The sequence below is a fragment of the Parabacteroides sp. AF17-3 genome (assembly GCF_003635445.1).
Lineage (GTDB): Bacteria > Bacteroidota > Bacteroidia > Bacteroidales > Tannerellaceae > Parabacteroides > Parabacteroides goldsteinii.
The window spans coordinates 159,890-185,321 of record NZ_QTMM01000012.1 but is presented as its reverse complement, the minus strand read 5'-3'; the positions used below and the strand labels follow the sequence as shown (position 1 = coordinate 185,321).

Genomic DNA, 25,432 nt, shown 5'->3' with positions numbered 1-25,432 from the left:
GAATAGTAGCTGATCGGTTACTTCCTCTCTTCTTTTATTTCTTTATTATAAAAAACGGTTTTACTTATGAAGTGGAAAATAATTTGTTTCTGGTTGTTTGTGTTTGCCGGGCTTTGGTTTTTCTTTAACTCGTTCGGTACTTCCACATTTCAACGGCAGGAAGAGGTTCAACTGTTTATTCCCGAATGGGTGGTGATCAGGGATATATTATCTGTTCCTGGTGGTTTTTGTACGCTAGCTGGACAGAGTTTGGTTCAATATTATACCTCTCCCCAGTTTGTGTTGTGGGTTAACTGTTCCTTCATATGTGCAATTGGTTTTTTATGTTATTTGCTTTTGCAAAAAATCACACCTCAGGGATATAATTTGTTACTTGCTTTGTTTCCGGTTCTAGGACTGGTGAAAGCGCATACCAGTTTTTTTTACGTATTGGACGGAACGGTCGGGCTTTTCCTACTTTTATTTTTTTCTATTATTTTTATCCGTATCCGGCAAACGGCGGTTCAATTACTTTATGGCATGGCTAGTGTGGTTTTTATCTATGGTTTAACTGGGCAGTTAACAGCTCTTTACGGTTTAGTTGTGATTTTCATGAGTCTTTTGTGTCGGAGGGAGAAATGGCTTGCTTCACTTGTTACGTTTTTGATAGGATTATTTTTGACTTATATCAGTATTCGTTTAGTTGTAAACATTCCATTGACTGACGGAATATACTCGGAAAGATATCAGGAGTCTCAGTTACAACCGGACTCTTATATATATTATATCTGGATTCGTTTTACAACTTTACTTCTGATTCTGTTTGCAACATCTTTCGCAATGAAGTTTTTCCAGGGAAAAAAACGTCCTGTAAAAATCGTTATTGCAAGCTGTTTGTGGGGTACTTTGGTTTGTTTTTCTGAATTTTGTTTACCCGGACCATCGGAAGTACGGAACAACCATATGAATGAATTGTCCATTTTAGAGCAAAAAAAAGATTGGGATATGATTATTCGCGAACATTCAAAGAAGGAAACAACGGATTATGTCAGTCTTAACTATTTAAATATGGCGTTGGCTCAAAAAGGTATTTTGGGCGATCAATTGTTTCATTATGACCAAAAAGGACCACAAAGTCTTTTGGCTTCCTGGGATCGTACTTATTATATGAGTTGCCTATTAAGTGATATTCATTATATGATTGGGGACATTAGCCTTTCAGAAGGATACGCGATGGAAGGACTGACACTTGCCAAGCGAGGAGGAAGCCCTCGTATACTTCAACGTTTGGTTAAGATTAGTTTGATACGAAAAGACTGGGCTTTGGCTAATAAATATCTGGGTATACTCGGTCGATTACCGAACTATCGTCAATGGGCGAAACAATATACCAGTTACATTCACCATCCCGAAAGAATAGAACAAGATGGAGAACTTGCCATGAAAACGAGGGCGATCTTTCAACCAGACAATTTACTTTGCCTGATAGATCTTGACAGCCTTTGGACAGGGCATTTTTCGGAACCAGGAGTAAATCGGCTTGCATGGGAATATTTAGGATGCTCCTATCTTTTGGCAAAGAAAATGGAGAAGTTCAAAGCATATCTGTTGCGTGCCAATACGTTTTTGCAAGGACACTCCCTTCCTGTTCATTTTCAGGAAGCAGCACTCGTTTTAGCTGTCAAAGACCTTTCTGTTCTTAACATGGTCTCTGTCCAGCCTGAAATAGTACAGCGCTATAAACAGTTCCAGAAAGATATTTCCAAGATCCAAAATAATGGTGATGAGCTACCTTGGTTCTATCGGCAATATGGAGATACTTTCTGGTTCTATTATTATTGTAAAAAATTGAATGAATAACCTATGAATTATTTATATTCCATATTGTGGTTTTGTACGATTTTCTTCTTGTCTTGCAATGAAGTGTTACCTGATGCGGAAGAAGCGGAAGGAGAAATAGAAATCTTTCCCGATTATAAAGAGGTCACTATCCCTTGCAATATCGCTCCGCTGAACTTCAAACTGAAAGAACCTTGTAAAACAATTGCTCTCTTGTCCTGTAAAAGTCAACAAATACGTGTGGATTCGGATAATGGTTCTTTCCAAATCTCGGAGAAGAAATGGCATCGATTGTTGAACGCATCGGCAGGAGGGAATATTTCGATCGGAATCTATATCTGTAAAAATGGTAAATGGTTTCGATATCCTCCTTTTTCTATTCGAGTTGCCAAAGATAAAATCGATTCTTATTTGGTTTATCGTCGTATTGCGCCGGGCTATCGGATGTGGAATAGGATGGGAATTTATCAGCGTTGTTTGGAGGATTTTACGGAAAAGGTTTTTCTCGATAATAAATTAACAAACAATAATTGTATAAACTGCCATTCTTTTTGTATGCAAAATCCGGACAGGATGCTTTTTCACCAACGTGCATTACATGCTGGGACTTATATATTGACAGACGGTCATATTGAAAAATTGGATGTGAAGACTGAAGGAACTATTTCCAACTTAGTTTATCCCGCTTGGCATCCGTCGGGGCGATATGTTGTATTTTCGACAAACGATACAAAGCAAGATTTTCATCTATCCGATGCAAATCGGATAGAGGTATTCGACAATCAATCGGATATCGTTGTTTATGACGTGGAGAAGCATGAAATTATAACGGCTCCTCACTTGTCTTCTGACGAGAATATGGAAACTTTTCCGACATTCTCGTCAGATGGTAGACGGTTGTTTTTCTGTTCTGCTCCGACAAAACGAATGCCTGAATCGTACCGGGAAATCCGCTATAACCTGCAAAGCATAGCTTTCGATCCGGAGGAACGTAGATTCGGACAAGCAGTAGATACACTTTATAATGCCCAAGAAAAGGGACGAAGCGTGAAATTTCCGAGGGTTTCGCCTGACGGTCGTTACCTGATGTACACTGTTTCAGATTACGGAAACTTTTCCATTTGGCATAAAGATGCGGATTTACGATTGTTGGATTTGATGACACACAAAACGGATTCTCTCTTCCTTGTGAATAGCAACGATGTCGAAAGTTATCATTCCTGGAGCAGTAATAGCAGATGGTTCATCTTCAGTAGTCGCCGAGATAACGGACTTTATACGTACCCTTACATTTGTTATTTGGATGCTGATGGTAATCCTCGAAAACCATTCTTATTGCCACAGAAAGAAACAGATTACTACGAACGCTCGCTCTATTCTTTTAATATCCCTGAACTTATCCGAGATAAAATCAAAGTGAATAACTATGAATTGATTGATTTTAGTAAGAATAAGTTTTCCATCCGGATAGAAACCTCGACCGAAAACTGTGTACCCTTATCCCTCTTTCTTCAGCAGGGGCAAATTGAATGAAAGGTTTTGTGTTGATTTGTAGTACTACACAACTAGGTAAACCTTCGGAAGTAACCTGATGACACAAATAAGGGGCTGTCAAAAAGTTTTTTCGATTCTTAAGGAAGAATGAGCGACTTTTTAGGCAACCCCTTTGGGATTATGTTTCTTTATCTAATTAGAAATTGATGTTCACTCCGATCATCGCACTGAACTTCTGCAACGGATAACCGTAGTAAAGTTCGTATTTCTGGAACAGTACGTTGTTCAGTTTCAGATACAGGCCGAAGGTATCGTTGATGTTGTATGCTCCGGTGAGGTTCAGTTCGTTGATGTTGTCCATCTTTACGTTCTTTTCTCCTAATCTGGCTTCACGTCCGGTGGCCAGGTAATAGTCCAGGGAAGCAGACAGGTTATTGATCGGGCGGACTGTCACGCCGGCTGTGATCTCCATTTCGGGCATACCCCAGGCTGTAGCATCTTTACCGGCTAAATCAGTCTCTGAATATTTATCACTGTATTCGGCTGTCCAATTATTATAAACACCTTTCAGGGAGATTTCAAATAATTGCTGGTAACTATATTTCAGGTTGGCACCGACCAGTAACTGTTTGGTGTCTATTTCATTCATCATACCGCAAGCGGAACCGAAGTAATCTTTGTCACCGTAAGCAAGTGTCGGTACAAAGAAATAGTTATTGCTGACGATTTTATATCCTCCGAAAACGTCGAACCAGAAACCGGGAGCAACGCCGCTCTTGATACCCAGGATACCATCCAGCCAGTTGCGGGAAGGCGTCAATCTTTCCAACGGATTGGCATAACGGTTGATCCGGTTCACATCATACATACTGTTGGATTGCAATTTACCATTGGCATTCAGGTATAGTACGGTTTTGTCGGCAACTTCGACGTCGGCAGAGATGTTGGGGGAAGCCATAAACTTCTTCTGCTCGCCGCTGAAGAACATTGCATTTACCCCTAATTTTACATGCCAGTTGTCTCCTTCTATCTTGTAGTAAGGATTCAGGGTGGCAGCAGCAAAGTTGTCGAAGTAGGTTGACGGATCTTTTGTTTCAGGTGATTTTAATTCTGAGGGCAAGCTGTAATTGAAATATTGGAAATTACCGTTCAAGCCAACACGCTGATTGCCTCCGAAACCGGAACTTAACCCGAAGTCAAGATTGAATGTCCCTTCCGACGGTGCATCGTGCTCTTTTGAATATCCGTATTTATAAGAAAAATTGGTGTAGCTGAGATCGAGCAGGTACCCGACAGGAGCATCAGCTTTGGACTCTACGCCTACGTTCGCCTTAATGGTTTGGGCAACCTGGTTGGTTTCCATGTCAGCTGCGGGGAGAGTAGGGTTTGAGGAGGTGATAGGAGTAAGGCTTTCTATTGGCAATCCGTAATAATTAAATCCGGAATAACCATATTTAACTCCCATCTTCAATGCCAGCTTATCGAAGTTATGTTTGAAGTTTAATCCACCCATATTATCGTTCAGCTTCGCCTTAACCTTTTCATCCACTTGCAGGTATTTTACTTTTCCATTCGTTGAACGGTGCGAGAACCAGATATTCAATTGATCCTTGTCTGTGCTGAGGATATGATATCCCAGGTCACCGTTCAGATTCAGATAGGTACCGCCGCCGAAGTTGAAATAACCGCGACGCTTGTTGTACTGAATATCTGTCATGATATTACCTGAAGGAAGCAGGCTGATCTCTTTTGCCGGGTCGGCTGCAATTGTGAAATTGGCATAGTCGATCGGCATTTTCTTTACTTCCGGTTCCTTGATGACCGGAAGGGTGTTTACTTTGCTTGCATCCTGTACGGTCGGGTCGTACTCGCGTTCGAGTGTCATCTCCCGTTCCAGATTCTGTTTCTTCGAAGTATCTTCCTGTGCACTTATTGTGGCGGTAGTCCCAAGCAAAGCTACGACACACAGCGCTTTTACATTATATATAGTCTTCATTGTATTCTATTATTGCTTTAGTTTACCTAATCTGTCCTCAATCATAGCGGCGATTTCGTCATCACCCTTATAGTTGTTCTTCAGGTTGTTCAGATAAGCACGTGCCTGAAGGTCGTCTCCCTGGCGGATATAAATATCGGCCCAAAGGATGAAACCGCGTGCCAGCCAGTACTGGTGAGGCGTGCCGTTCTTGGCGAAGTCTTCCAGGATCTTTTCCGCATTCTTATCGTCGTTGGTATCGTAGAAGTACTGGGCCAGCAGGTATTTAGCTTCGGCACCGTGTACCGTACGGGTGTCTTTGCTGAGAATTGTCAGGTCTTCGACGGCTTTAGCAGGCTGTTTGTGGTCGATGTAGGCTTTAGCACGGATATAACGGGCTTCGGCTTCCACTTCGGGTGACAGTTTCGGATCTTTCAGCAATTCATTGGCTGCCAGTTGTGCTTCCTCCTGTTGTCCGGTCTGTAAAGCACAACGCATGATGCCTAAACGGGCAGCTTGCTTGTTCTCCGGATTTTCGGCTATGATCTGTAAGCGCTTGAAGCTTTCCAGCGCAGCAGGGAAGTCCTGAGTGAGGTATTGCATTTCTGCCGTGCGGGCCACCGATTCTTCAAGGAATTTGGTATCTCCGCTCTCGATAACCGATTTGAAACGCTGAAGTGCTTCGTCGTATTCTTTCTTGCTAAAGGCGATGCTTCCCAGATAATAGTTCGCATTCGAGCTGAAAGCGCCTTCGGGGAAGGTCTGCAAATAGTTGATCAGGCTGCGGCGTGCTTCTTCGTTGTTGCCACGGTTGAAGAGTTTCTCGGCGGCAATATAGGTAAGCGAATCCTGTTCGCCGACTTCCAGACGGATATTTCCACCCAGTGAGTTGACGTAGTTGGCATACGAATTGATGTCGTTCAGGTCGATGTAAACCGACTTTAAGTCTTGTAAAGCCACTCTGGCTTCTTCGCTACCCGGATAGTTGCTGATCACTTGCTTATAGGCTGTAGCCGCTTTTTCGGGTTGGTTGTCGTTGAAGTAAAGCAATCCTAACTGGATGCCGGCTTTACGGGCAAGGCTGCTTTGCGGGAACTGCTGTATCAATGTCTCGAATGCCTGTGCAGCTTGTGAACTGTTTTCAAGCAATACATAGGTACGTCCTTTTTCGAACAACGCATCGTCCACATATTGTGATTCCGGATAATCGCGGAGCAGGCGGTCCATTGCGCTGATCTTACCCCGGTAATCTTTCTGCAAACCCAGCAGGAAGCCTTTCTGGTAAACGGAATAGTCGCCGGCAGACGGTTGCAATTGGGCGGCATGTGTATAGTTTTCTTCAGCCTGTGCGAACTGGCGGTTCTGGTACAGGCAGTCGCCGATACGGTTGTAAGCATCTGCCAATGCCGGTGCCTGCTGGTTGTTTTCCAGATTGATATACTGGCGGAAACGGTTTTGTGCCTCTCCGTATTCTTTGAGTTTGAAATAACAATATCCCAGGTTATAATGGGCCAATGCGTACATATCTGTATTCCGCTGGCGGGTGTTGTTCAGATAAGTACGGTAGTCTGAAATAGCCTGGCGATAATCTCCTTTGCGGTAATAGGATTCGCCGCGCCAGAAATAAGCGTCATTGCGCGATTCCATATTATAAGAACCCAGGTTGATAGCCTTCGAGAACAGGTCGACCGCTTCATCCAGCTTCATGTTGGTGAAAGCCTGCGTTCCCAGCTGGAACAGAATGTCCTGTTTGGCTTCCAGTATCTTGGTGCTCGGATGATTGATCTTATTGATAGAGTTGAGAGCTGCCTGGTAGTTCTTGGTTGTCAGGTAGACTTCCACCAGGTAGTCGTTTACTTTGTCGGCATATTGAGAGTTCGGGAAATCATTCAGGAAATCTTCGAAGATCGTAACAGATTCGCCGAATCCGGTAAAGGCAGTTTCATGGATCAGCAGCGCATAATTGAACATGGCTACTTCCTGAATCTGTTTGTCGAATGAAGAGGTTGCCGCAGCCTCGAAAGCCATACGGGCATTGTTCTTGTCTTTCAGTTTCAGGTAAGACTGTCCGAGATAGAGGTAGGCATTCTGCGAGAGTGCGTCGTTTTCGCGTACTGTCTGCGACAAGGCGTTTACGGCACTGCTGTAATTCCCTTTATTGAAATAGCAAACACCCAGAATGTACAAATCTCCTCTTAACGGGCTGTCGGTCGACGATACATATTTGCTCAACATGTTGGTCGCCTTGTCCTGGTTGCCCAAATGGTAATAGGAATTACCCAGGATACGGTACACTTCGCTGTTATTCTTGCTGTTCGGATAGGAGGAAAGAAGTTCTTCCCCTTCGCTCACTACCTTTTCATATTTATTCTGAATGAAATAGATCTGTGTAATATAGTACAAGGATTGCTCGCGGTAATCCGGCATCTCTTTCAGGCGGCTGAACTCTATCAGCGCGTTATTGTATTTGCCGGTTGCATAATCGATATAGGCCACATAATAGGTGGACGCTTCACGGTACTTGGTACCGATTTGCTGTATCCGCGAAAAATATCTGCGTGCCTTATCCATCTCGCCGGTCTGCAATAATGAATAGGCCAGCCAGAAGCTGTAAGCCTCCTGTTGCTCCGGACTGAGCATGTCTATATCCGATTCGTTGAACCAGAAAATAGCTTTTTGGTATTCCCCGCGTTCGAAATGAATGGAACCGATCAGGAAATTCACTTCATCGCTATGGCGTGAAGCCGGATAATCTTCCAGATAATCTTTCAATAGTTCGTCGGCATTGGGACGTCCCTGTTCATAAGCTGCATATACGATCATATAGTCAGCTTCCTGGATCAGGTCGGCATCTTTTGCATGCTGTTTATAAGCTTCCAGCTTATCGATGCAACCCGGATAGTTCTTTAAACTAAACAATTCTTTACCTTCTATGAACAAACGGTCCGGTGCCTCAAACTGGTACGACCGTTGCCCGCTAGCCACATGACTTCCTACCACCAGGCACAGTGGAATAAGTATTCTTTTCATCGCTCCTTCGCTTTAATGTACAGATATTAAACAGTCTCTGTTATTTCTAAGTTGCAAATATAAAGAATAACATACAAAAGCTAAGTAAGTTATTAACAAAAAGAATTAATATTTGGAATCATAAACAAATATCTTATGTTGCAAAAGGTGCTTGCGATATCTTTGCAGTGCATGGAAACCAGGCCCAAAAGAAGGAACCTTTGCCTTTCTGGCTTTGAACGCCGATCTTTCCATTCATTTTGTCGGTGATGGCTTTGCAAATGGAAAGTCCTAACCCTGTACCCTGTGCAAAGGTGTCGAACTTTTCAAACCGATGGAAAACGCGGGGCAGATTCTTTTCAGAAATGCCGATACCTGTATCTTTTACATATATCTTTATTCCATTGTTTTCATATTCATACCCCATGGTTATGTCACCTTCGGGTGTATATTTGATCGCATTGGTCATAAAGTTGAGCAGGACCTGTATTAGTCTGTTTTTATCCAGATTTACCATACATTTCCGGTAAGGGTTGTGTGCTGTGAGTTTCACCTTAGAAGAAGTACATTTAAGGCGTAAAGTGGCTGCTGTTTCTTCGAACGCTAGCTTTACCTTTTCTGTTATGTCTTGCCCGTAGCTTTGGCGATACGTAGACCGTGTTATCTGTACTTCGCAGAAAGCGGGAGTTGTTATTCTATTTCAGGTCGGTCGTCACCTCCATTGTCTCCAACGGTGAGCAGTATTGGAAAGCCGGGCGTGCGATATAGTCGCCTTCTTTCTCTGTTAACGGATTGTCGTAGAGTTCTGCATTAAAATTGTACTTTGCCATAATTTTACATTTTTAGTTTAACAATGAGTACTGAATATGGATTGTATTATATTGTTTCTGCTTCCGGATGATTACAAGGTTTCACTTCGCAGGGGAACCAGGCCCAGAAGGTGGAACCTTTACCGACGGTACTTTCAAATCCTATTTCTCCTTTATAGGCTTTTACGATGGTTTCGCAAATAGAGAGCCCCAGACCGGTTCCTTGAGCAAATTGGTCGAGCTTTTCAAAACGGACGAAGACGCGCGATTTTTTACTGTCGTCAATACCGATTCCGCTATCTGCAACAGACAAGAGCAGACCACCTTTCGAAGGCAACTCATAGCTGACGCGTATAAAACCGGCAGGGGTATATTTAATTGCGTTGGTAATGAAATTACCTAATACTTGCAGTAGCCGGCTATGGTCGATGTAGGCCAGGAAATTTCCATCGGTCGGTATTTCCAGAATAAATTCGACATCGGTATTTCGAAGACGTTCTTTGTATGTCAGTTCGGTATCTTTAAAAAGACTGGGAAGATTTACCCAGATGGGTTTGAATTGGACGAACCCGGCATCAAGCTTGGAAAGGTCGAGTATGTCGTTTATCAGCTTAAGCAACAGATCGTTGTTGTGGGTAATAATATTGGTGAACATTTTCTTTTCCTCTGGGTCGTCAGTTTCGCTCAGTAATTGTGAAAAGCCGACAATGGCGTTGAGCGGCGTGCGTATCTCATGGCTCATATTTGCCAGGAAGACGCTTTTTAGTTGGTCGGAACGTTCTGCAGCGGCTAGGTCGCGCAATATTTTCTTGTTTTCGGTGATATTTTGCATATATCCGATGGCTTGTATAGGCTTTTTTGTCTCTGGATCTCTTTCTTCTATTGATATCTTAATGTCGAATGTTTGAGTGAATTCACCGTTGATGTCGAAACGCATCTCTTGTTGTGCTTCTTCTTTTCGGCCGTTTAAAAGCTCCATCATATCGGCCAGTATCTTTCCACGGTCGTCGGGATGTATATTGTTTATCACCTCATCCAGGGGCATGCCTTCTTGTGTTTGCCGGAAGACTGTAAATTGTTGTTTCAACCTTTCGACAGGAATTGTTAATATATTCTTTTGCATATCCCATTTCAAAGGAATGATTTTACCTATTTCGAGTATTTGTTTGATTTGCCGGTTCTTTTCAATCAGGATTCGGTTTAGTTCTACCCATTTTGTGTTGTTACGGCGGTAACCTACATATTTGCTGACTATCTCGTCATTCACGTTTTTGAAAGGACCTCCGGCAATCGTACAGTATTCCCACTTTTCATTGTTGTCGTATCGGATACGTACATCGAAAGAGTAAGAGTGGTTCTCGCCTTGCTGCATACCATTCATGGCTGCTTTTACGGCTTCCGTGTCAAGATCGGTTGGATGTATGGCCCGGCAGTAATCTTCAAAATTCAGAAGAATAGAAGGGTCGAAATGATTGAGAGGTTCGTTATATGCTTTGAATGTTCCAGTTTTTACGTCAAATTCCCAAAGTACGAGAGTTGAATTCTGTATGATGAAATTGGTGCGTTTCATCTCTTTTTTAAGCTCTTGCTCGGTTTTCAGAGTTCGGTTGTAAAGTTCATGTATTTCTTTATTCATTTGCTCGATCTTCTGCTCCTTGTGGATGCGTTTATCGATGTTGTATATCCCATTTACGATACGGATTACTGTACCGTTTTTGTCTTTTATGCTTTTGAACGAGCAATCGTAATAGTTGTATTGTTGATTTGAAGTCCGTAATATACGGAAGACTTCGACGCAGAAGTCCGTTTCTCCTGTTGAAAGTTTGTGGTAGAGTTGGCGAGCGCGCCCAAGGTCATCTGGATGTATATAATGACCGAACAGCTGTTCGGTCGGAGAGTTCGGATTTTCTGAACTCTCCGACTTGATATATGTAAAACTCTTTTTTAGGAAGTTCGAGGTAAGAGAAGTGCATTTTGCCGGCTTGAACAGCCAAGCTTAACATTTCAAGTGTGTTTTTTTGCTGTTTTCTGGTGGATGTGAGTTTTTGGTGTTCACGTTGTACCCTTCTTTTCAATTGGTTGACGATAAGTAAGATTACAATGAGCAGGATTACCAGTCCGCCTATGAGATAGTTATATTGGAGGAGGGTATCCTTGTCTTTATATATACCGAACCATTTGTCATATATTTTATCGTAAGTGCCGTTCTTTTTCAGACGGGCCATAGAACTGTCGAGGTCCTGTATGATCTGGTTGTTGTTGATAGTCGTGAAGCAGTAACTTTGCGGTTCTATATCGAGGTTACGGATCTCAAGATTCTTGAGATTATTTTTTAGGATGATGTGGCGGGCTGGATTGTTACCACAGAGAGCGGCGTCGTATTTGCCGGAGTTGACAAGGCGAAGTGCCTCTTCCATATTGTTGAAAGTATGAATGAGGGCGGTCGACTTGTGCTTTTTGAGTAATTCTTCCATGATTTCTCCTTTTTGTAAAACGATATTACGTCCATCAAGGGCTGATAGATTGCGTATAGTTGAGTTTTTCCGGCAGATGACACTGGGATAGACATAGCTGTGGGGCAGTGTAAAACTGAAATCCTTGTCACGAAGTTCTGAATAACACAATCCGGTGAGTATATCTGCCTGACCGTTTCGGATAGCCTCTACCGCATCTGTGAAATGACACAGTTCGAGTGTGTATTTGCGTCCCATGTCATCCATTACTGCTTTAACCAGATCTACAACAAAGCCGATAGGGTTGTTGTTATTGTCAAGAAATTCGTAAGGAGGATACATGCGATCGCCTACAATACGGATAGTAGTTGTATCGGTACTCTTACTTACGGCATATATCGGAAGTATTGTCTGATAAATAGTAAGAAGAAGTATGAGGTTTATTGTTTTCATATAAATAATAGTAAATTATTATTAGAATCCTTGATCGTTTTTCGGCTTCTTGTAATCTTTCCAGCTTATCTATATATTCAAGATATAATTGATGATGTCAAATATATAGCAGAGGCAAATGTAGTATGTTTATTTTGTACAAACAACAAAAACTCGTTGATTCTCTATGTTAATAACTGAATTTGGTGTGTGTAATTTATTCGTTCCCTCGTGGATGTTCGGTTTAATGTAACAAAACCGCCGCGAATCACTTCGGGGCGGTTTCAGATTCCACATTTACCATCAATTATGTTTTATATAATTATGTGGAGTATTTTTTGTTCTTGTTTTATTTAATCATCTTATAATAAATCTTCTTAGCCCAGAAGAGGTTGGTGTAATAACCACTTGGCTCTTCGTAGTTTTTGGCGATAGCTGCCTGGCAGTTTTCGCTGTTGTAAGTCAACTCATCGTTCGGATAAGGCAAACGGTTAGGAGGAGTCGGATAGTTTGTTACCTGGTCGTCAGTAGCAAATGAAATAGTCGGATAACCTGTACGACGTACCACATTCCATGCTCCTAATTTATCCAAATAGCCGAAGTTTAACCAAAGCTGTGTGCAAATAACTTCCTGTGTCGGTTTCCAGATCTTTTCAGCATAAGCTGTAATATCTGTTGTGCTTGGACGGACCAACTCGCGGTAACCATAATAACTGTCGTTGCCTTCCTTAGCCAATGATGAACTTTCTTTTTGATCCCAGTAATATTCGCAAGATTGTTCCACACCAGTGATGAAGTTGCTTTTTGCCAAATCAGCGTTTGCAGCAACACCATACCCCATCAGATAAGCTTCCGCTTTACTGAAACTTACTTCTGCGGCACTCAGCCACAAACCGAAGAGGTTTTCATTGCCTTGATATTCAGCCCAACCTGCTACAGCTAATGAGTCTATTTTATTAAAATAGTTTGAAGTCATAAGACCTTTTTGGGCATATTCCTGTTTTTTCTGATCATTCAAATTGGTAATTTCGGCATTTGTCATACGAATATCGTAAGCAATATATTCACCGTCAGGATTGCAATCATACATGGCTGCAATACGCGGGTCGGTATTTGCATCTGGAATTCCGTTTGCCGGAAGATTCATGACATTTAAAACATTCTGAGTGGCACCGCCATTACCATGAAGTGCTTGTGACAGACTTTTACCAAAGTTGAATTTATCTGTTTGAGTATCGGCTGTAACACCCATGTTTTCTTGATTATTGTCGATAAGCGGATATTTAGTCGGATTGTTTAGGATCTCAGCAATAGCAGCATGTGCCTCGGATACACAATCACCGCCGGTAGACAAATGAAGTGCAATACGCAAACGAAGGGAGTTGACATATTTTTGCCATTGTGTTGCATTGCCTGCTGCTACTGTATAGTCTTGACGAGATAATGCTGTAAGACCTGTTGCATCCACATTGCCATTAGCAAAATAGTCGCCTACTTCTTTTAGGTCTGCAAGGATTTGTTTGTAAAGCGTTACGTCATCATCATACACACATTTTATCTTGGCTGCATTATAATCGCCATCTCTCCATAGTGTACCTGCACCATTGAAAGGGACATCACCGAATACTGACAGCATTTCATGAAGCTGCGCTTCAACAAGTGTACGGCTCAAATAATAGAATACAATGTTGGAAGGTTTCAAACCATCTTCCAGATTTTCGTATGTATGTTCCAATACACGGTGTTGGGTCAACATGGTGTAAAATTCTTTCCAGCGGTCGTCATAACGGCCTTCGCCTGCTCCCATGAAACGTCCACGTGAGTTGTCATTACCGATGATGCCGGAGAAAAGGCCGGAGGTAGTTGTTTGTATGTAATGACGATAATAGATCGGGTTCATCCATGTATTCCCAGCTTGCATGACTCCTGTGAATACCTGAGGTACAGCCACTGTGGACGTTTTAGATGGATCTGTGTACTTATCGTCGTAGTCAGCATTTGAACATGACGTGACCGACATAAGTGTAAGCCCGGTTAATGCTAATGAAATTATCTTTTTCATAAAATTGATTCTTTGTTTTAATATGATTTCAATGAATTATAATATTAGAAGCTGGCACGGACAGAGAAACCGAATGTACGGGCACTTGCCGTAGAGCCACCAATTTGTGACTGGCTGATCCAGTCTGTACCATCGGTGGTTTCAGAATCGAACAACTTCAATGTGCGGTAAACATAGAATGGGTTGCGAACGAAGCCGGAAACAGTCAATCTGCTGCAAGCAAATTTGTTAGTTAAATTTACCGGTAAAGTATAACCTAAACTGATTTCACGACATTTGATATAGCTATTTTTCTGGATAGCTTCCTGATATGTCATTGTAGCGCTTGTTCCCCAGCCATAGCTACCGTCATTAGCTTCAAATTGAGTCACTATGATGTCATTTGGAGTACCGTCTTCTTTTACACCGGGAAGGATCAAACCGTTGTCCCATACATAATGACCGTTGATCATGGTTTCACCGCGTTTGTAGTTGCCCATTTCACCAGCATTGACTACGCGAATAGAACCCTTGTCGGCTAAATTGTCTGTTTCGCTATAATAGAATATACCACCTGTTTCATGATCACGAACGCCAATAGCATCTGTAATATTACCTACGGACTTCATATATTGCCAAGGCTGGTTGATCAAGCAACCGCCAAAACGGAAGTCGAATGCCATGTCAAGAGTGAAGTTCTTATAGCTCAGGCTGGTACCAAAACCTCCGGTTACCTTAGGCATGGCATTGCCTACTTTGTGTCTTTTAGATGTATCTGTGATATACAAACCGTTTTCGCCTACGATTCTGTTGCCGTTTTCGTCAGTTTTCCAAGTATAAGTGTACCAGTCACCCATTGCTTCTCCTACATGAGATTCAAGTGTGGCTGCACCACCGTCGATGCTAACATGGCTTAGGACGTCAAGACCGTCAACTAGCTTCTTCACTGTATTTTTGTTCCAGGCTACGTTGGCACGTAAATCCCATTTCCAGTCTTTGTTTTCGATCGGAGTACCGTATACATTCAATTCAATACCCTTATTGGCAAGTTCACCTACGTTCATCAACATACTGTTTGCTCCCATAGATGTAGCAGCAGTAGCCGGAAGAATCTGGTCTTTGATTGTATTTGTATAGAAGTTGAATTCCATACCCAAACGGTTGTTCAGGAATTTGTTTTCAATACCAACTTCAATCTCATGTTTAGTTTCCGGTTTAATACTTTCGTTACCGATAGAACTTGGAATTGTATTATAAGTATATACATTGTTGCGTGTCAAAGATCCTTGTTCGAAGGCTAAGTTAGCACGGTAAATTTCAGGAGCGTTACCAACGATACCGTATGATAAACGTATTTTACCATAATTCCACCATGACGGATTCTTGTCACCCAACAGTTCTGTATACAATAAACTTGCACTGACTGACGGATACCAGAATGAATTGTTGCCATGTCTTAAAGTAGAAGTCTTTTCTTGGCGGATAGATCCTTCCAAAAATCCCCAGTTGTTATATCCGTAACTAGCAGTTAAGAATGCACCGGTCTTTAGAAGATCTCTTTTTGTCATAGATGCATTCTTGGTACCTACTGATGCATTCAGATGGAACCAGTTTTCTTGTGTTAAACCTTGTGAAGTACTTACGGATGATTCGTAGAAAGATTCCTGACGGGCATTCCATCCTAAGTTGGCTGTAATGTTATGAACATCGGCAAATGTTTTGTCGAACATCAACATGATATCACTATACACGATTGAATAGCGGTTGTTTTTCAAACCATAAGAATCGCTATATTGACCGTTGGTAGAAAAGACATGGGCATTCTCCGTATTGTTCTTATTCTCGATTTTGTCAATTGTGAGGTCGGTAGCCAAACGTCCACTTAATGTTAAGCCCGGAATAATTTCCCAAGTAGGGTTCACTGATCCGATAAAACGTTGGTGTTCTTCTTCCTGAACCTTACCTAAAATATTCCAGAAATATTCAGACATCAAGGAGGTAGACCCCATTGGAGTATAAAGGAACTGCTCGTCTGGAGTTAGTGTATTAGGTGTACCACCGTTGCCAGCATAAATACTATTCTGGTAGCCTAAGCTAGTTACTGTATGGTCGCGGATGTAAGCCACATCAGTGAAGCCACTGAACATACCTGAATAGTTTGTCACTAAACGACTGATACGATATGCACGGTTCTTGATGAACTGGTTCTGATAAGTAGCTGAATAATTTAATTTAAGATTCTTTGTAATGTCATAAGCTCCACTCAAATTGAAGTTATGTTTGTGGTTATTGGAATTCAACTGCATGGATTTTGCATCGTTGAACGTATAAGATAAACGGACATTGTTACGCTCAGAACTGTTAGTCATAGACAAGTTGTATGTCTGATTAACACCTGTGCGGAAGATGTCGTTCCATTGATTATGGTCAATTGGTGTAAATGCACGCTCGTTGCCATCGAAATAAGTAACAGACTTGTTTGCGTCATATTTTGCACCCCAAGAGTAATAAGTTTCACGGTTTGTTGTTGTAATCGGATTACCATTGCGGTCTACACGAAGATTACGAAAACCGGTCAAAGCCGATTGGTCATTCATTCCGAGTACATAGTTATCATACCCGGGGCCATATTCTTTTTGAATTTCGGGCATATAAGCAACTTTATCGAAACTTACGTTTGCACTGAAGTCGACGTGAGTGCCTGTACCGTTCTTTGCTTTTTTCGTAGTGATCATCACAACACCGTTGGCTGCTTCCGAACCATACAAAGCAGAAGCGGCTGCACCTTTTAAGATAGAGATGTTTTCGATATCTTCGGGGTTGATATCAACCATACCGTTTGATTCAATACGTTGGTTCGTCCAATAACCGTCTTTGTTAGCATTACCGTTACGGATGGGAACACCGTCCATGATGATTAAAGGTTGTGTGTTACCCGTAATTGAAGAAAGACCACGTACTGAGATAGAAACAGCTGATGTACCGCCACCGGGAGCAGACTGGATACTAACACCGGCAGCTTTACCATATAGACCGGTTGCTAAAGTTGTACCTCCAGTTCTTGTCAATTCTTCTGAAGAAACAGTACTTACGGCATAACCTAATTTCTTGGCATCTTTCTTGATACCCAAAGCTGTTACGACTACTTCGTCCAGCTTCTGAGTGTCTTCTGCTAGTTTAATGTTTAATGAAGGCTGGCCTGTGTAGGTGACTTCCTGAGTAGCATATCCGATAAAAGAAATCTGGATAATGTCTCCGTTTTTTACTCCTTCTAAATTGAATTTACCATCCATATCGGTAATACTACCGTGGGTGGTTCCTTTGATCACTACTGACGCTCCGGCAACAGGTCCGAAATCATCTTCTACAACACCGCTTACTTTACCACTTTGTTGGGTAATAGCGGTTTCTTGCTTTTCTGGCGCTAAATTGGCATATACACTTGTAGGAAGTGTTATTGCTCCTGCGACAAGAATTAAGCTGACAGGTTTGAAGTGTTTCAACATAATTAATGAGTTTATTTATAATAATACTAGTGTTAGTGGAGTTACTTTAGATTTGACGTTTATTGATGTTTTTGATCTTAGTTCTAAAAGAACTATGTTGAAACAAGAATAAAAAGACTATAATTATCAATAGTATCACCATGGTTAAGTAGAGTTAAAAAACTTTTTTTATAAGATTGTTTTTTCAAGTGTTCTATATGTTGCTTTTCGTCCCATTAATAAATATTGCTTAAATAATCTAGGGGGATATTACATAAAACCAACTAGTTTATGATTCTATTAAAATATACAATATGAGTGTAATCAAAGGGTGAAGTTTACGTTAAAGTATAGAGTGGTATTTATATATACCTTGTTATTGTAAATGTTAAAAATAAAGCATAATCCTTCTTTTGTTGACGTAAAATAACAGTATGTAATAAATTATTAATACATTTGTGCCGAATATTTAGTATGGAGTTCTTTTAGAACTATGATGTTTTTTATGATTATATATCCTCTTTTTTTGAAAAAAATCTAATAAACAGGATGTAGTATAAAAATTGTAACACAGAAAATAAGAAGGACGGAATATTCCGTCCTCTAATTGTCAATTGATAGATGAATCGATGGAAGTTAACAGTTGTTTTCTTTGTAAAGTCTAATAGCCTTCTTTATTGACATCAATCCAAACTCTTCCGCTTTCAACTCTTCCTTTTTCACGATAACGATTTCGGCGGCATCATCTTCCGCATGGACACCTGTGAAATCCTTTACATGGCATTCAAAGAACATATCTACCGTGTGCACTTCGAAACCGCAATACATATATAAATTAGGAATGGAAAAAAGATAACGGCATTCGGTAATATCCAGTCCCGTTTCTTCTTTTACTTCGCGGTGTGCCGCATCTTCTGCTGATTCGAACATATCGACGAATCCGCCCGGCAGGTCGAGCGTCCCTTTGGCAGGTTCTTTAGCCCGGCGCACCAGTAGAATCTCTCCGGCGGCATTTCGGATGAAACAGGCTACTGCCGAAGAAGGATTGAAATAGTATACGAAACCGCACGTTGTACACTGTTTCGCTTTTTCATTACGTTCGATGAAGGTGTTGGCTCCACATTTGGGGCAATAGATAAATTGATGCAAAGGATGGTTCATGTCTCTGATAATTAAGTGATATATAAAAAAGAAGGGCGACCTCAGGCCGCCCTTGATCCGGGGCAGAACCCCAGTGAATACGATTACTCTTTCACTTCCCAACCCAAAGCGCTGGCTCCCAATACGGCAGCATCGCTTTCTTTCAATTGAGAGAAAAGAAGTTTTGTTTTACCTTCGTAAACCTTCAGCATGTTCTTGTCCATAGAACGTTTGATCGGATTCATGATCAGATCGCCTGCCTTGGTAAGACCACCGAACAGAATAATGGCTTCCGGGCTGGAGAATGCAACAGCATCAGCAAAAGCTTCACCCAGGATATTTCCTGTAAATTCGAAGATTTCAAGTGCCAGTTTATCATTCTTCATGGCTGCATCGAATACATCTTTTGAAGTGATTTCATCCGGATCCAGATCGCGCAACAAACTTTCGTCTTTACGGATTTCGAGGTATTCACGGGCTGTACGTGCTACACCGGTAGCGGATGCATATGTTTCAAGGCATCCCTGACGACCGCAACCGCAAGGACGGCCATTGTTACGACGCATAATCACGTGTCCCAACTCACCGGCAAAACCGTCATGTCCGTAAACCAGATTACCTCCGATAACGATACCGCTACCTACACCTGTTCCCAGAGTGATAACGATAAAGTCTTTCATACCACGTGCTGCTCCGTAAGTCATTTCACCGATTGCAGCAGCATTGGCGTCGTTAGTCAATGCAACGGGAATACCGCCGATTTGTTCGCTGATCAACTGTGCCAAAGGTATTTTACCTTTCCATGGAAGGTTCGGGGCAAATTCAATACAACCGTTGAAAAAGTTGCCGTTAGGAGCTCCTACGCCGACACCTTTGATCTTATCCGGACCTCCGGCCTGGTCGATTACTGATAAAAGACCTTGTCCCAGTTCCGCAACATATTCTTCTATATCAGTATATTTACCAGTTTTGATTGATCCACTGTACAAGATTGTTCCTCTTGCATCTACTACGCCGAAAACAGTATTGGTACCACCTATATCAATACCTACTACATAAGGCTTCTCCATGATTTTATATTTATGATTAATAATGAGTCTTTCTGGATAGCAAATATAAGAGGAATATGCTTAGCTGCAATGATTTTATTAAAAAAAATGCTGAATAGTATCAGTTTTCAAATGTGACAATAAATGTAACTTTACTTAATAACCGGATCAAAATACGTCATTTTCAACTTTTTTCTTTCCGGTGACAACCGTTCTTTAGGTGTTTTTTTTATATTTGGTAGATTCTTAACCCATTAATGAATAACACTATGCCACAGGTTTCAGACATACGGCTTATGGTCCGGGCGGAACAACCTGTTTTATCGACCCGTACGAAAGTCAGTTACAAGGATTTAGAGTGGACGCTTGCCCGAAAACGTCAGGATGCACTGGCCCTTCTCCGGAAAACAGGGGAATATATGACGGATGTGCCTTTTATCATTTACTACGATTATCTGAATATGGATATATATGACCTGGATGTGGAAATTTGTTTCCCTGTGTCCTGCCTGATGGAAGGAGACGAAAACGTCCGGTCACGCGTAATACCGCAATCCAAAGTCGTGCATTGTTTATTTAAAGGCGATTACGAAGAAATTGATTATTTATATGGCGAGATGACTTTCTGGATGATGCAGAAAGGATACGAGCCGGAAGGTACGGCCTATGAATTTTATTACCGGCGGAAAGAGGAACCTTTCGATGACGGGTTAACCAAAATTGTATTGCCGGTGAAGAGCTGATACAATTTTGGTTAAGGTATTGCCTTTTTTATTTAGCCGGTAGTATTTCGATCCAGTAATCGTCCGGGTCGTTAATGAAATACAATCCCATGGCGGTATTTTCGTAACATACGCAATCCATTTCCTTATGGAATTTGCGTACTTCGTCGTAATCGCCGGCTACACGAAAACAGAGATGGCTTTCGTTATCTCCCAGTTCGTACGGCTCGTTACGGTCTTTCAGCCAGGTCAATTCCAGCAGGAAACCTGTCTGGTCGTCTGTCAGGTAAACGAGAACGAAAGAGCCGTCGGCTGCTTCCTTGCGGTGATGTTCCTTCAGACCCAGCGCTTTGTTATAGAAAGCAATGCTTCTTTCGAGGTCGAGGACGTTGATGTTGAAATGATCAAATCTACTTTTGATTTCCATACTTGTTTTCTTTATAAATTAAAAATCAGTGCTTTCTCCGGGATAGGACAACAGGATATAACGGCATCCCTTCGATTCGGCATAAGGGCCGAATGCTACTACTTCGGCGGGATGTTCCCAAAAGTGCATAGGGACTAAAACGTCAGTCTTTATCCGGTCGACAAACTGTTCCGCTCCCCGCATAAAATCAGTTCCGATACGCGGATCGACCGGAAACATGGCGAGATGCAGATGTCCGGTTGTCTGAGCCAGTATATCCAGTTCCCGCAAATAATCGCCTTCGGCTTTAGCCACTTCCTGTGGTGTCGATTCGTCTTTCCAATGCCAGTTATTCAGGTCGCCGGCATGAAACAGCAGTTTGCCTTCCGCTTCTATCAGGAAAGAAATGCCTACATCAGTCGAACCGAATGCCCGGATACGGATATTTTCATCTTCAAAAACGTCCCCTTTCTTAAGGTAAACAGCATCTTCGGCTGTCGCCCGGTGGCGTTTCAGAATATCTTTGGAGAAAATATATTTGATATCCGACTTAATCTCTTTCCATTTCAGGACGTCCGGGTTGAAATGATCCGGATGGAAATGGGAGGATAATATATATAATGTACCCGCGCGTCGAAGCAGTTCATCGTGGACAAATCCCGTATCCGGTGTTTTCCCCGTATCTTTAAAATAATCGATCAGGATAGTATATCCTTCTGTTTCGATCGCAAAGCCACTGTGATAAATATATGTAAGTCTCATACTGTATTCTTTTATTTTCATGTAAATAAAACATGATACGGTGTGATTAAGTTGCTTTTGGCGATACAAATATACAAAAGGATGAATGAAACAGATAATAGTTACCGTACGAATGTAAATAATATAGGATACTGGTTTTGGTTTTCTGCCGAACAAACTGATTGTCGATAGCTGTCAGTAATGTTGTTGATAGCTATCGGTAATTTTGTTAATAACTATAAGTAATATTGCTGATAGCTGTCGACAATAACTTACATAACTATATAAAATTGATAACATCTTGTGAGTTAGTCTTGTAGGTAGTGTAAGTATAGTTTGCAAATGTAATATTGTTTTTGGTTATTCCCTGCTATTTTATTTGATGAATTTATAAATAAAATGAATGGGGCAATGCAGTATATTTTGTAGTTGTCGATTTATTTAGTAAGCATTCCTTGATTACTTGTGTTTATCTGATAACAAAACGATAGTTAATATCTTGTAAAAATTAGTACCTTGTGATACAAGGTATCTTATATAAATATATATTTGTTGCGTCAGAGGGTAAAAAAGTTTCTTAAATGTGTAACATTTTTTACAAAGTGTACGTCTAATAAAGAAAAGTAATGACAAATATGATGATTCAGCTGAAAGGAATTAACAAAACGTATTTCAATGGTGCTCCGCTGCATGTCTTGAAAGGCATAGACCTGGAGATCGAAAAAGGAGAGATGGTTTCCATTATGGGGGCATCCGGTTCGGGGAAATCGACGCTGTTGAACATACTGGGGATTTTGGATACTTACGATACTGGTACCTATCATTTAAACGGACAATTGATTCAGAACCTCAGCGAAAGCCGTGCAGCTGAACTTCGTAACCAGATGATCGGTTTCATTTTCCAGTCATTTAATCTGATCTCTTTCAAGAATGCGGTGGAGAATGTCGCCTTGCCACTCTATTATCAGGGTATAAACCGTAAGAAACGAAATGCGATGGCAATGGAATATCTGGATATGGTCGGACTGAAAGACTGGGCGGAACATATGCCTAACGAAATGTCGGGCGGGCAAAAACAGCGTGTAGCCATTGCCCGTGCCTTGATTGCTAAACCGCAGGTGATCCTGGCCGATGAACCGACCGGTGCACTCGACAGTAAAACGACGGTCGAAGTAATGGAACTTCTGCGTAATGTAAATAAAGAAGGTATGACTATGATTATCGTGACTCACGAGCAATCCGTAGCCAATGCGACCGAAAAGATCATCCGCGTAAAGGATGGTTTGATAGAAAACATCGAAAAAGGAGAGGGATATGTTCGACTTTGATAATTTCCGGGAAATATGGAGTACGATTCAAAAGAATAAGCTCCGTACGTTCCTTACCGGCTTTTCCGTAGCATGGGGGATCTTCATGCTGATCGTTTTGCTGGGAGCGGGAAACGGACTGAAGAATGGTATCATGCACAACTTTGACCGTTGGGCGGGGAACCGTGTGGAGACATGGCCTCGTTATGCCAGCAAACCCTATAAAGGGATGCAGACCAACCGACGGATCGAATATAAAGATGATGACTTGGTGGCCTTGAGACAGCAGAATCCCGAAGTGAACCTGGTATCAGGTGTCCTTTACCAAAGCGATACGCTTTCGTATAAAGAAGAATATAACTCTTATTCTTTACAGGGGGTACATCCGGATAAAGCTATCATCGACAAGATTAAAATGACGGTTGGTAACGGACGTTTTATTAATGAAGTAGATATACTTCAGAAAAGAAAAGTGATAGTTATAAGTCCCCGTATAAAAGAAGTGCTTTTCCGTTCGGAGGATCCGTTAGGAAAATATGTGAATGCTGGTGATGTTCCTTATCAGGTGGTTGGAGTTTATACGGATGAGGACAACAATAATAATGCTCCGGCTTATATTCCTTTCTCTACGGCACAGCAACTTTACCGCTCCGGTTATGGGTTGGATAATATTATTTTCTCCCTGGATGGTATTAATACCAAAGAGGAATACGAAGCATTTGAGAAACGTTTCCGTCAGCAGATGGGGAAACGGCATATGTTTGATCCGGAAGATCTGCGGGCAATCGGTATGTGGAGCACGATTGAAGATTTTGCCATGTTTAACGGGATGTTGAATGGTATAGCCCTGTTTATCTGGATAATCGGTATCGGAACTTTGGCCGCAGGTATTGTGGGAGTCAGTAATATCATGTTGATTACTGTTCGGGAACGAACCCGCGAGTTTGGTATCCGTAAGGCGATTGGAGCAACTCCTTTTTCCATACTGAAACTGATCATCGTAGAGTCTATCCTGATAACGGCCGTCTTCGGTTATGTCGGCATGATTGCCGGAGTTGGACTGACAGAAGGCATTAACTTCATTATGGAAAATGCCAAGATGGGACAAGCCTCTTCCAGCGATGATATGAGTACCTTTTTGAATCCTACGGTCGACCTGACCGTAGCTTTGATGTCAACGTTGCTTATTGTTGGTGCAGGAGTGCTGGCCGGTTATTTTCCGGCTCGTAAAGCAGTGAAAATTACGGCTATCGAAGCCATGAGAAACGAATAAATACAGATAGATATGTTCGATATAGACCGTTGGGTAGAGATATGGGTGACTATCACCCGCAACAAGACCAGAAGCCTCTTGACCGGGTTCGGGGTGTTTTGGGGAATCCTGATGCTTGTTATCCTGTTAGGGTCGGGTACCGGCTTCAAGAACGGAGTATGGAAGAATGTGAATGGTTTCGCTACTAATTCAGCTTTTTTCTTTTCCGAACGTACCGGCGAGCCTTATAAAGGCTACAAGAAAGGACGTTACTGGCAGATGCGTAACCGTGACCTGGAAACAATCCGTAACCGTGTGAAAGGTGTGCGTTATTTGTCGCCGATGGCTATGTCATGGGGCGGACAAAATAATGTGGTGAGAGGACAGAAAGCCGGTACTTATAATGTGCGCGGTGTACATTCCGAATATTTTAATATAGAAACGCAGCACGTACTGGAAGGGCGTTTACTGAATGAGGTAGACGTAAAAGAAAAACGTAAGGTTTGCCTGATCGGTAGTATTGTGCGCGAAGTGTTGTTCACTCCCGGTGAAGATCCGATCGGAGAGTATATCCGTGTAAATGGCATTTACTATCAGGTCGTGGGCGTTGTGAAACCTAAGCCACGTGTACAGATCGGAGGACGTACGGAGGAAAGTATCATGTTGCCTTTTACTACCTTACAGCAGGTGGCCAACCAGGGGGATAAGTTCTGGTTCCTGTGCGCAACCGCCGATGACGGTTATTCATGCGACAGGATGGTGGAAGATATAACGGATGTTTTGAAATCACAAAATGAAATATCGCCTACCGACCCGCAAGCCGTCAGCAGTTTTACGATTGCCAAGCAATTCGATAGTTTTGAAACACTATTTACCGGGATCAATATTCTGGTATGGTTGGTTGGAATGGGTACTTTGCTGGCTGGTATCATTGGGGTCAGTAACATTATGATGGTGACGGTAAAAGAACGTACCCGCGAGATTGGTGTACGCCGTGCAATCGGGGCTAAGCCGTTCGATATTATATCCCAGATCATGAGTGAGAGTTTGTTGCTTACGGCTTTGGCCGGACTGATGGGGTTAAGTTGCGGAGTTTTTCTGTTGGATGTAGCTAATAATTTATTGGCAAGCAGCGGATCGGCAGATTCTCAGGGCACTTTCTTCAGTAATCCGGAAATACATATCGGGGCCGCCGTTGCCGCAACCGTTGTTTTACTTATCAGCGGACTTATGGCTGGATTGATTCCGGCCTGGCGAGCCATGCAGATTAAGGCTATTGATGCTATCAGAGAAGAATAA

18 protein-coding genes and 1 pseudogene are annotated in these 25,432 nt (G+C 42.0%); 6 read left to right on the top strand and 13 right to left on the bottom strand.

Annotation, left to right across the window (positions count from 1 at the left end; all coding sequences use genetic code 11):
- Positions 1-66: 66 nt before the first annotated feature.
- Positions 67-1,839, top strand: coding sequence for a DUF6057 family protein (locus DWW91_RS16825; RefSeq protein WP_122328399.1), 1,773 nt, complete (start codon positions 67-69; stop codon positions 1,837-1,839).
- Positions 1,840-1,842: 3 nt separating this feature from the next.
- Positions 1,843-3,351: a PD40 domain-containing protein gene (locus tag DWW91_RS16820; RefSeq protein ID WP_122328398.1), complete on the top strand. Its 1,509-nt coding sequence runs from the start codon at positions 1,843-1,845 to the stop codon at positions 3,349-3,351.
- Positions 3,352-3,508: 157 nt separating this feature from the next.
- Here the strand turns inward: DWW91_RS16820 and DWW91_RS16815 are convergent, their stop codons facing one another.
- From DWW91_RS16815 to DWW91_RS16770, 11 genes and pseudogenes are all read right to left on the bottom strand, one after another.
- Positions 3,509-5,308 (bottom strand): hypothetical protein, encoded by a 1,800-nt coding sequence (locus DWW91_RS16815; RefSeq protein WP_007654823.1) that lies wholly within the window; start codon positions 5,306-5,308, stop codon positions 3,509-3,511.
- A gap of 9 nt (positions 5,309-5,317) precedes the next feature.
- On the bottom strand, positions 5,318-8,317 hold the full coding sequence (locus tag DWW91_RS16810) for a tetratricopeptide repeat protein (RefSeq protein ID WP_122328397.1): 3,000 nt from the start codon (positions 8,315-8,317) through the stop codon (positions 5,318-5,320).
- Between the two features lie 133 nt (positions 8,318-8,450).
- Positions 8,451-8,849, bottom strand: coding sequence for a cell wall metabolism sensor histidine kinase WalK (locus DWW91_RS16805; protein WP_147426553.1), 399 nt, complete (start codon positions 8,847-8,849; stop codon positions 8,451-8,453).
- A gap of 142 nt (positions 8,850-8,991) precedes the next feature.
- Positions 8,992-9,126: a hypothetical protein gene (locus DWW91_RS28345; protein WP_255420036.1), complete on the bottom strand. Its 135-nt coding sequence runs from the start codon at positions 9,124-9,126 to the stop codon at positions 8,992-8,994.
- A 46-nt stretch (positions 9,127-9,172) separates the two neighbouring features.
- The gene (locus DWW91_RS28125) at positions 9,173-10,741 is read right to left on the bottom strand and encodes a HAMP domain-containing sensor histidine kinase (protein WP_122328395.1); all 1,569 of its coding nucleotides are present in this window, start codon (positions 10,739-10,741) and stop codon (positions 9,173-9,175) included.
- A 114-nt stretch (positions 10,742-10,855) separates the two neighbouring features.
- Positions 10,856-10,972, bottom strand: a pseudogene (locus DWW91_RS28415) (hypothetical protein); the annotation flags it as partial.
- The gene (locus DWW91_RS16790; protein ID WP_122328394.1) at positions 10,959-12,011 is read right to left on the bottom strand and encodes a transporter substrate-binding domain-containing protein; all 1,053 of its coding nucleotides are present in this window, start codon (positions 12,009-12,011) and stop codon (positions 10,959-10,961) included. The gene DWW91_RS16790 and the pseudogene DWW91_RS28415, both read right to left, overlap by 14 nt.
- A gap of 328 nt (positions 12,012-12,339) precedes the next feature.
- Positions 12,340-14,052 (bottom strand): SusD/RagB family nutrient-binding outer membrane lipoprotein, encoded by a 1,713-nt coding sequence (locus DWW91_RS16785; RefSeq protein ID WP_122328393.1) that lies wholly within the window; start codon positions 14,050-14,052, stop codon positions 12,340-12,342.
- Positions 14,053-14,096: 44 nt separating this feature from the next.
- Entirely contained in the window at positions 14,097-17,537 is a 3,441-nt protein-coding gene (locus tag DWW91_RS16780) for a SusC/RagA family TonB-linked outer membrane protein (RefSeq protein WP_122328392.1), read from the bottom strand.
- Positions 17,538-18,152: 615 nt separating this feature from the next.
- Entirely contained in the window at positions 18,153-18,677 is a 525-nt protein-coding gene (locus DWW91_RS16775; RefSeq protein ID WP_122328391.1) for an NUDIX domain-containing protein, read from the bottom strand.
- An 83-nt stretch (positions 18,678-18,760) separates the two neighbouring features.
- Entirely contained in the window at positions 18,761-19,726 is a 966-nt protein-coding gene (locus DWW91_RS16770) for an ROK family protein (RefSeq protein ID WP_007654811.1), read from the bottom strand.
- A gap of 248 nt (positions 19,727-19,974) precedes the next feature.
- On the opposite strand from DWW91_RS16770, the gene DWW91_RS16765 reads away from it, so the two are divergent.
- On the top strand, positions 19,975-20,448 hold the full coding sequence (locus DWW91_RS16765) for a GyrI-like domain-containing protein (protein ID WP_048314394.1): 474 nt from the start codon (positions 19,975-19,977) through the stop codon (positions 20,446-20,448).
- 28 nt (positions 20,449-20,476) lie between these two features.
- On the opposite strand, the gene DWW91_RS16760 is transcribed toward DWW91_RS16765, so the two are convergent.
- Both DWW91_RS16760 and DWW91_RS16755 read right to left on the bottom strand, forming a co-directional pair.
- Positions 20,477-20,854, bottom strand: coding sequence for a VOC family protein (locus DWW91_RS16760; RefSeq protein WP_007654808.1), 378 nt, complete (start codon positions 20,852-20,854; stop codon positions 20,477-20,479).
- A gap of 18 nt (positions 20,855-20,872) precedes the next feature.
- Entirely contained in the window at positions 20,873-21,595 is a 723-nt protein-coding gene (locus DWW91_RS16755) for an MBL fold metallo-hydrolase (RefSeq protein ID WP_122328390.1), read from the bottom strand.
- Positions 21,596-22,212: 617 nt separating this feature from the next.
- Between DWW91_RS16755 and DWW91_RS16750 the strand changes: the two genes are divergently transcribed.
- Genes DWW91_RS16750 through DWW91_RS16740 form a run of 3 tightly spaced genes read left to right on the top strand, consistent with a single transcriptional unit; the run spans position 22,213 to position 25,432 of the window.
- Positions 22,213-22,902 (top strand): ABC transporter ATP-binding protein, encoded by a 690-nt coding sequence (locus tag DWW91_RS16750; RefSeq protein WP_122328426.1) that lies wholly within the window; start codon positions 22,213-22,215, stop codon positions 22,900-22,902.
- Complete coding sequence (locus tag DWW91_RS16745; RefSeq protein WP_007654797.1) at positions 22,889-24,154, top strand: ABC transporter permease; 1,266 nt, start codon at positions 22,889-22,891, stop codon at positions 24,152-24,154. Before DWW91_RS16750 ends, DWW91_RS16745 begins: the two co-directional genes overlap by 14 nt.
- Positions 24,155-24,166: 12 nt before the next feature.
- Positions 24,167-25,432, top strand: coding sequence for an ABC transporter permease (locus DWW91_RS16740; protein ID WP_007654795.1), 1,266 nt, complete (start codon positions 24,167-24,169; stop codon positions 25,430-25,432).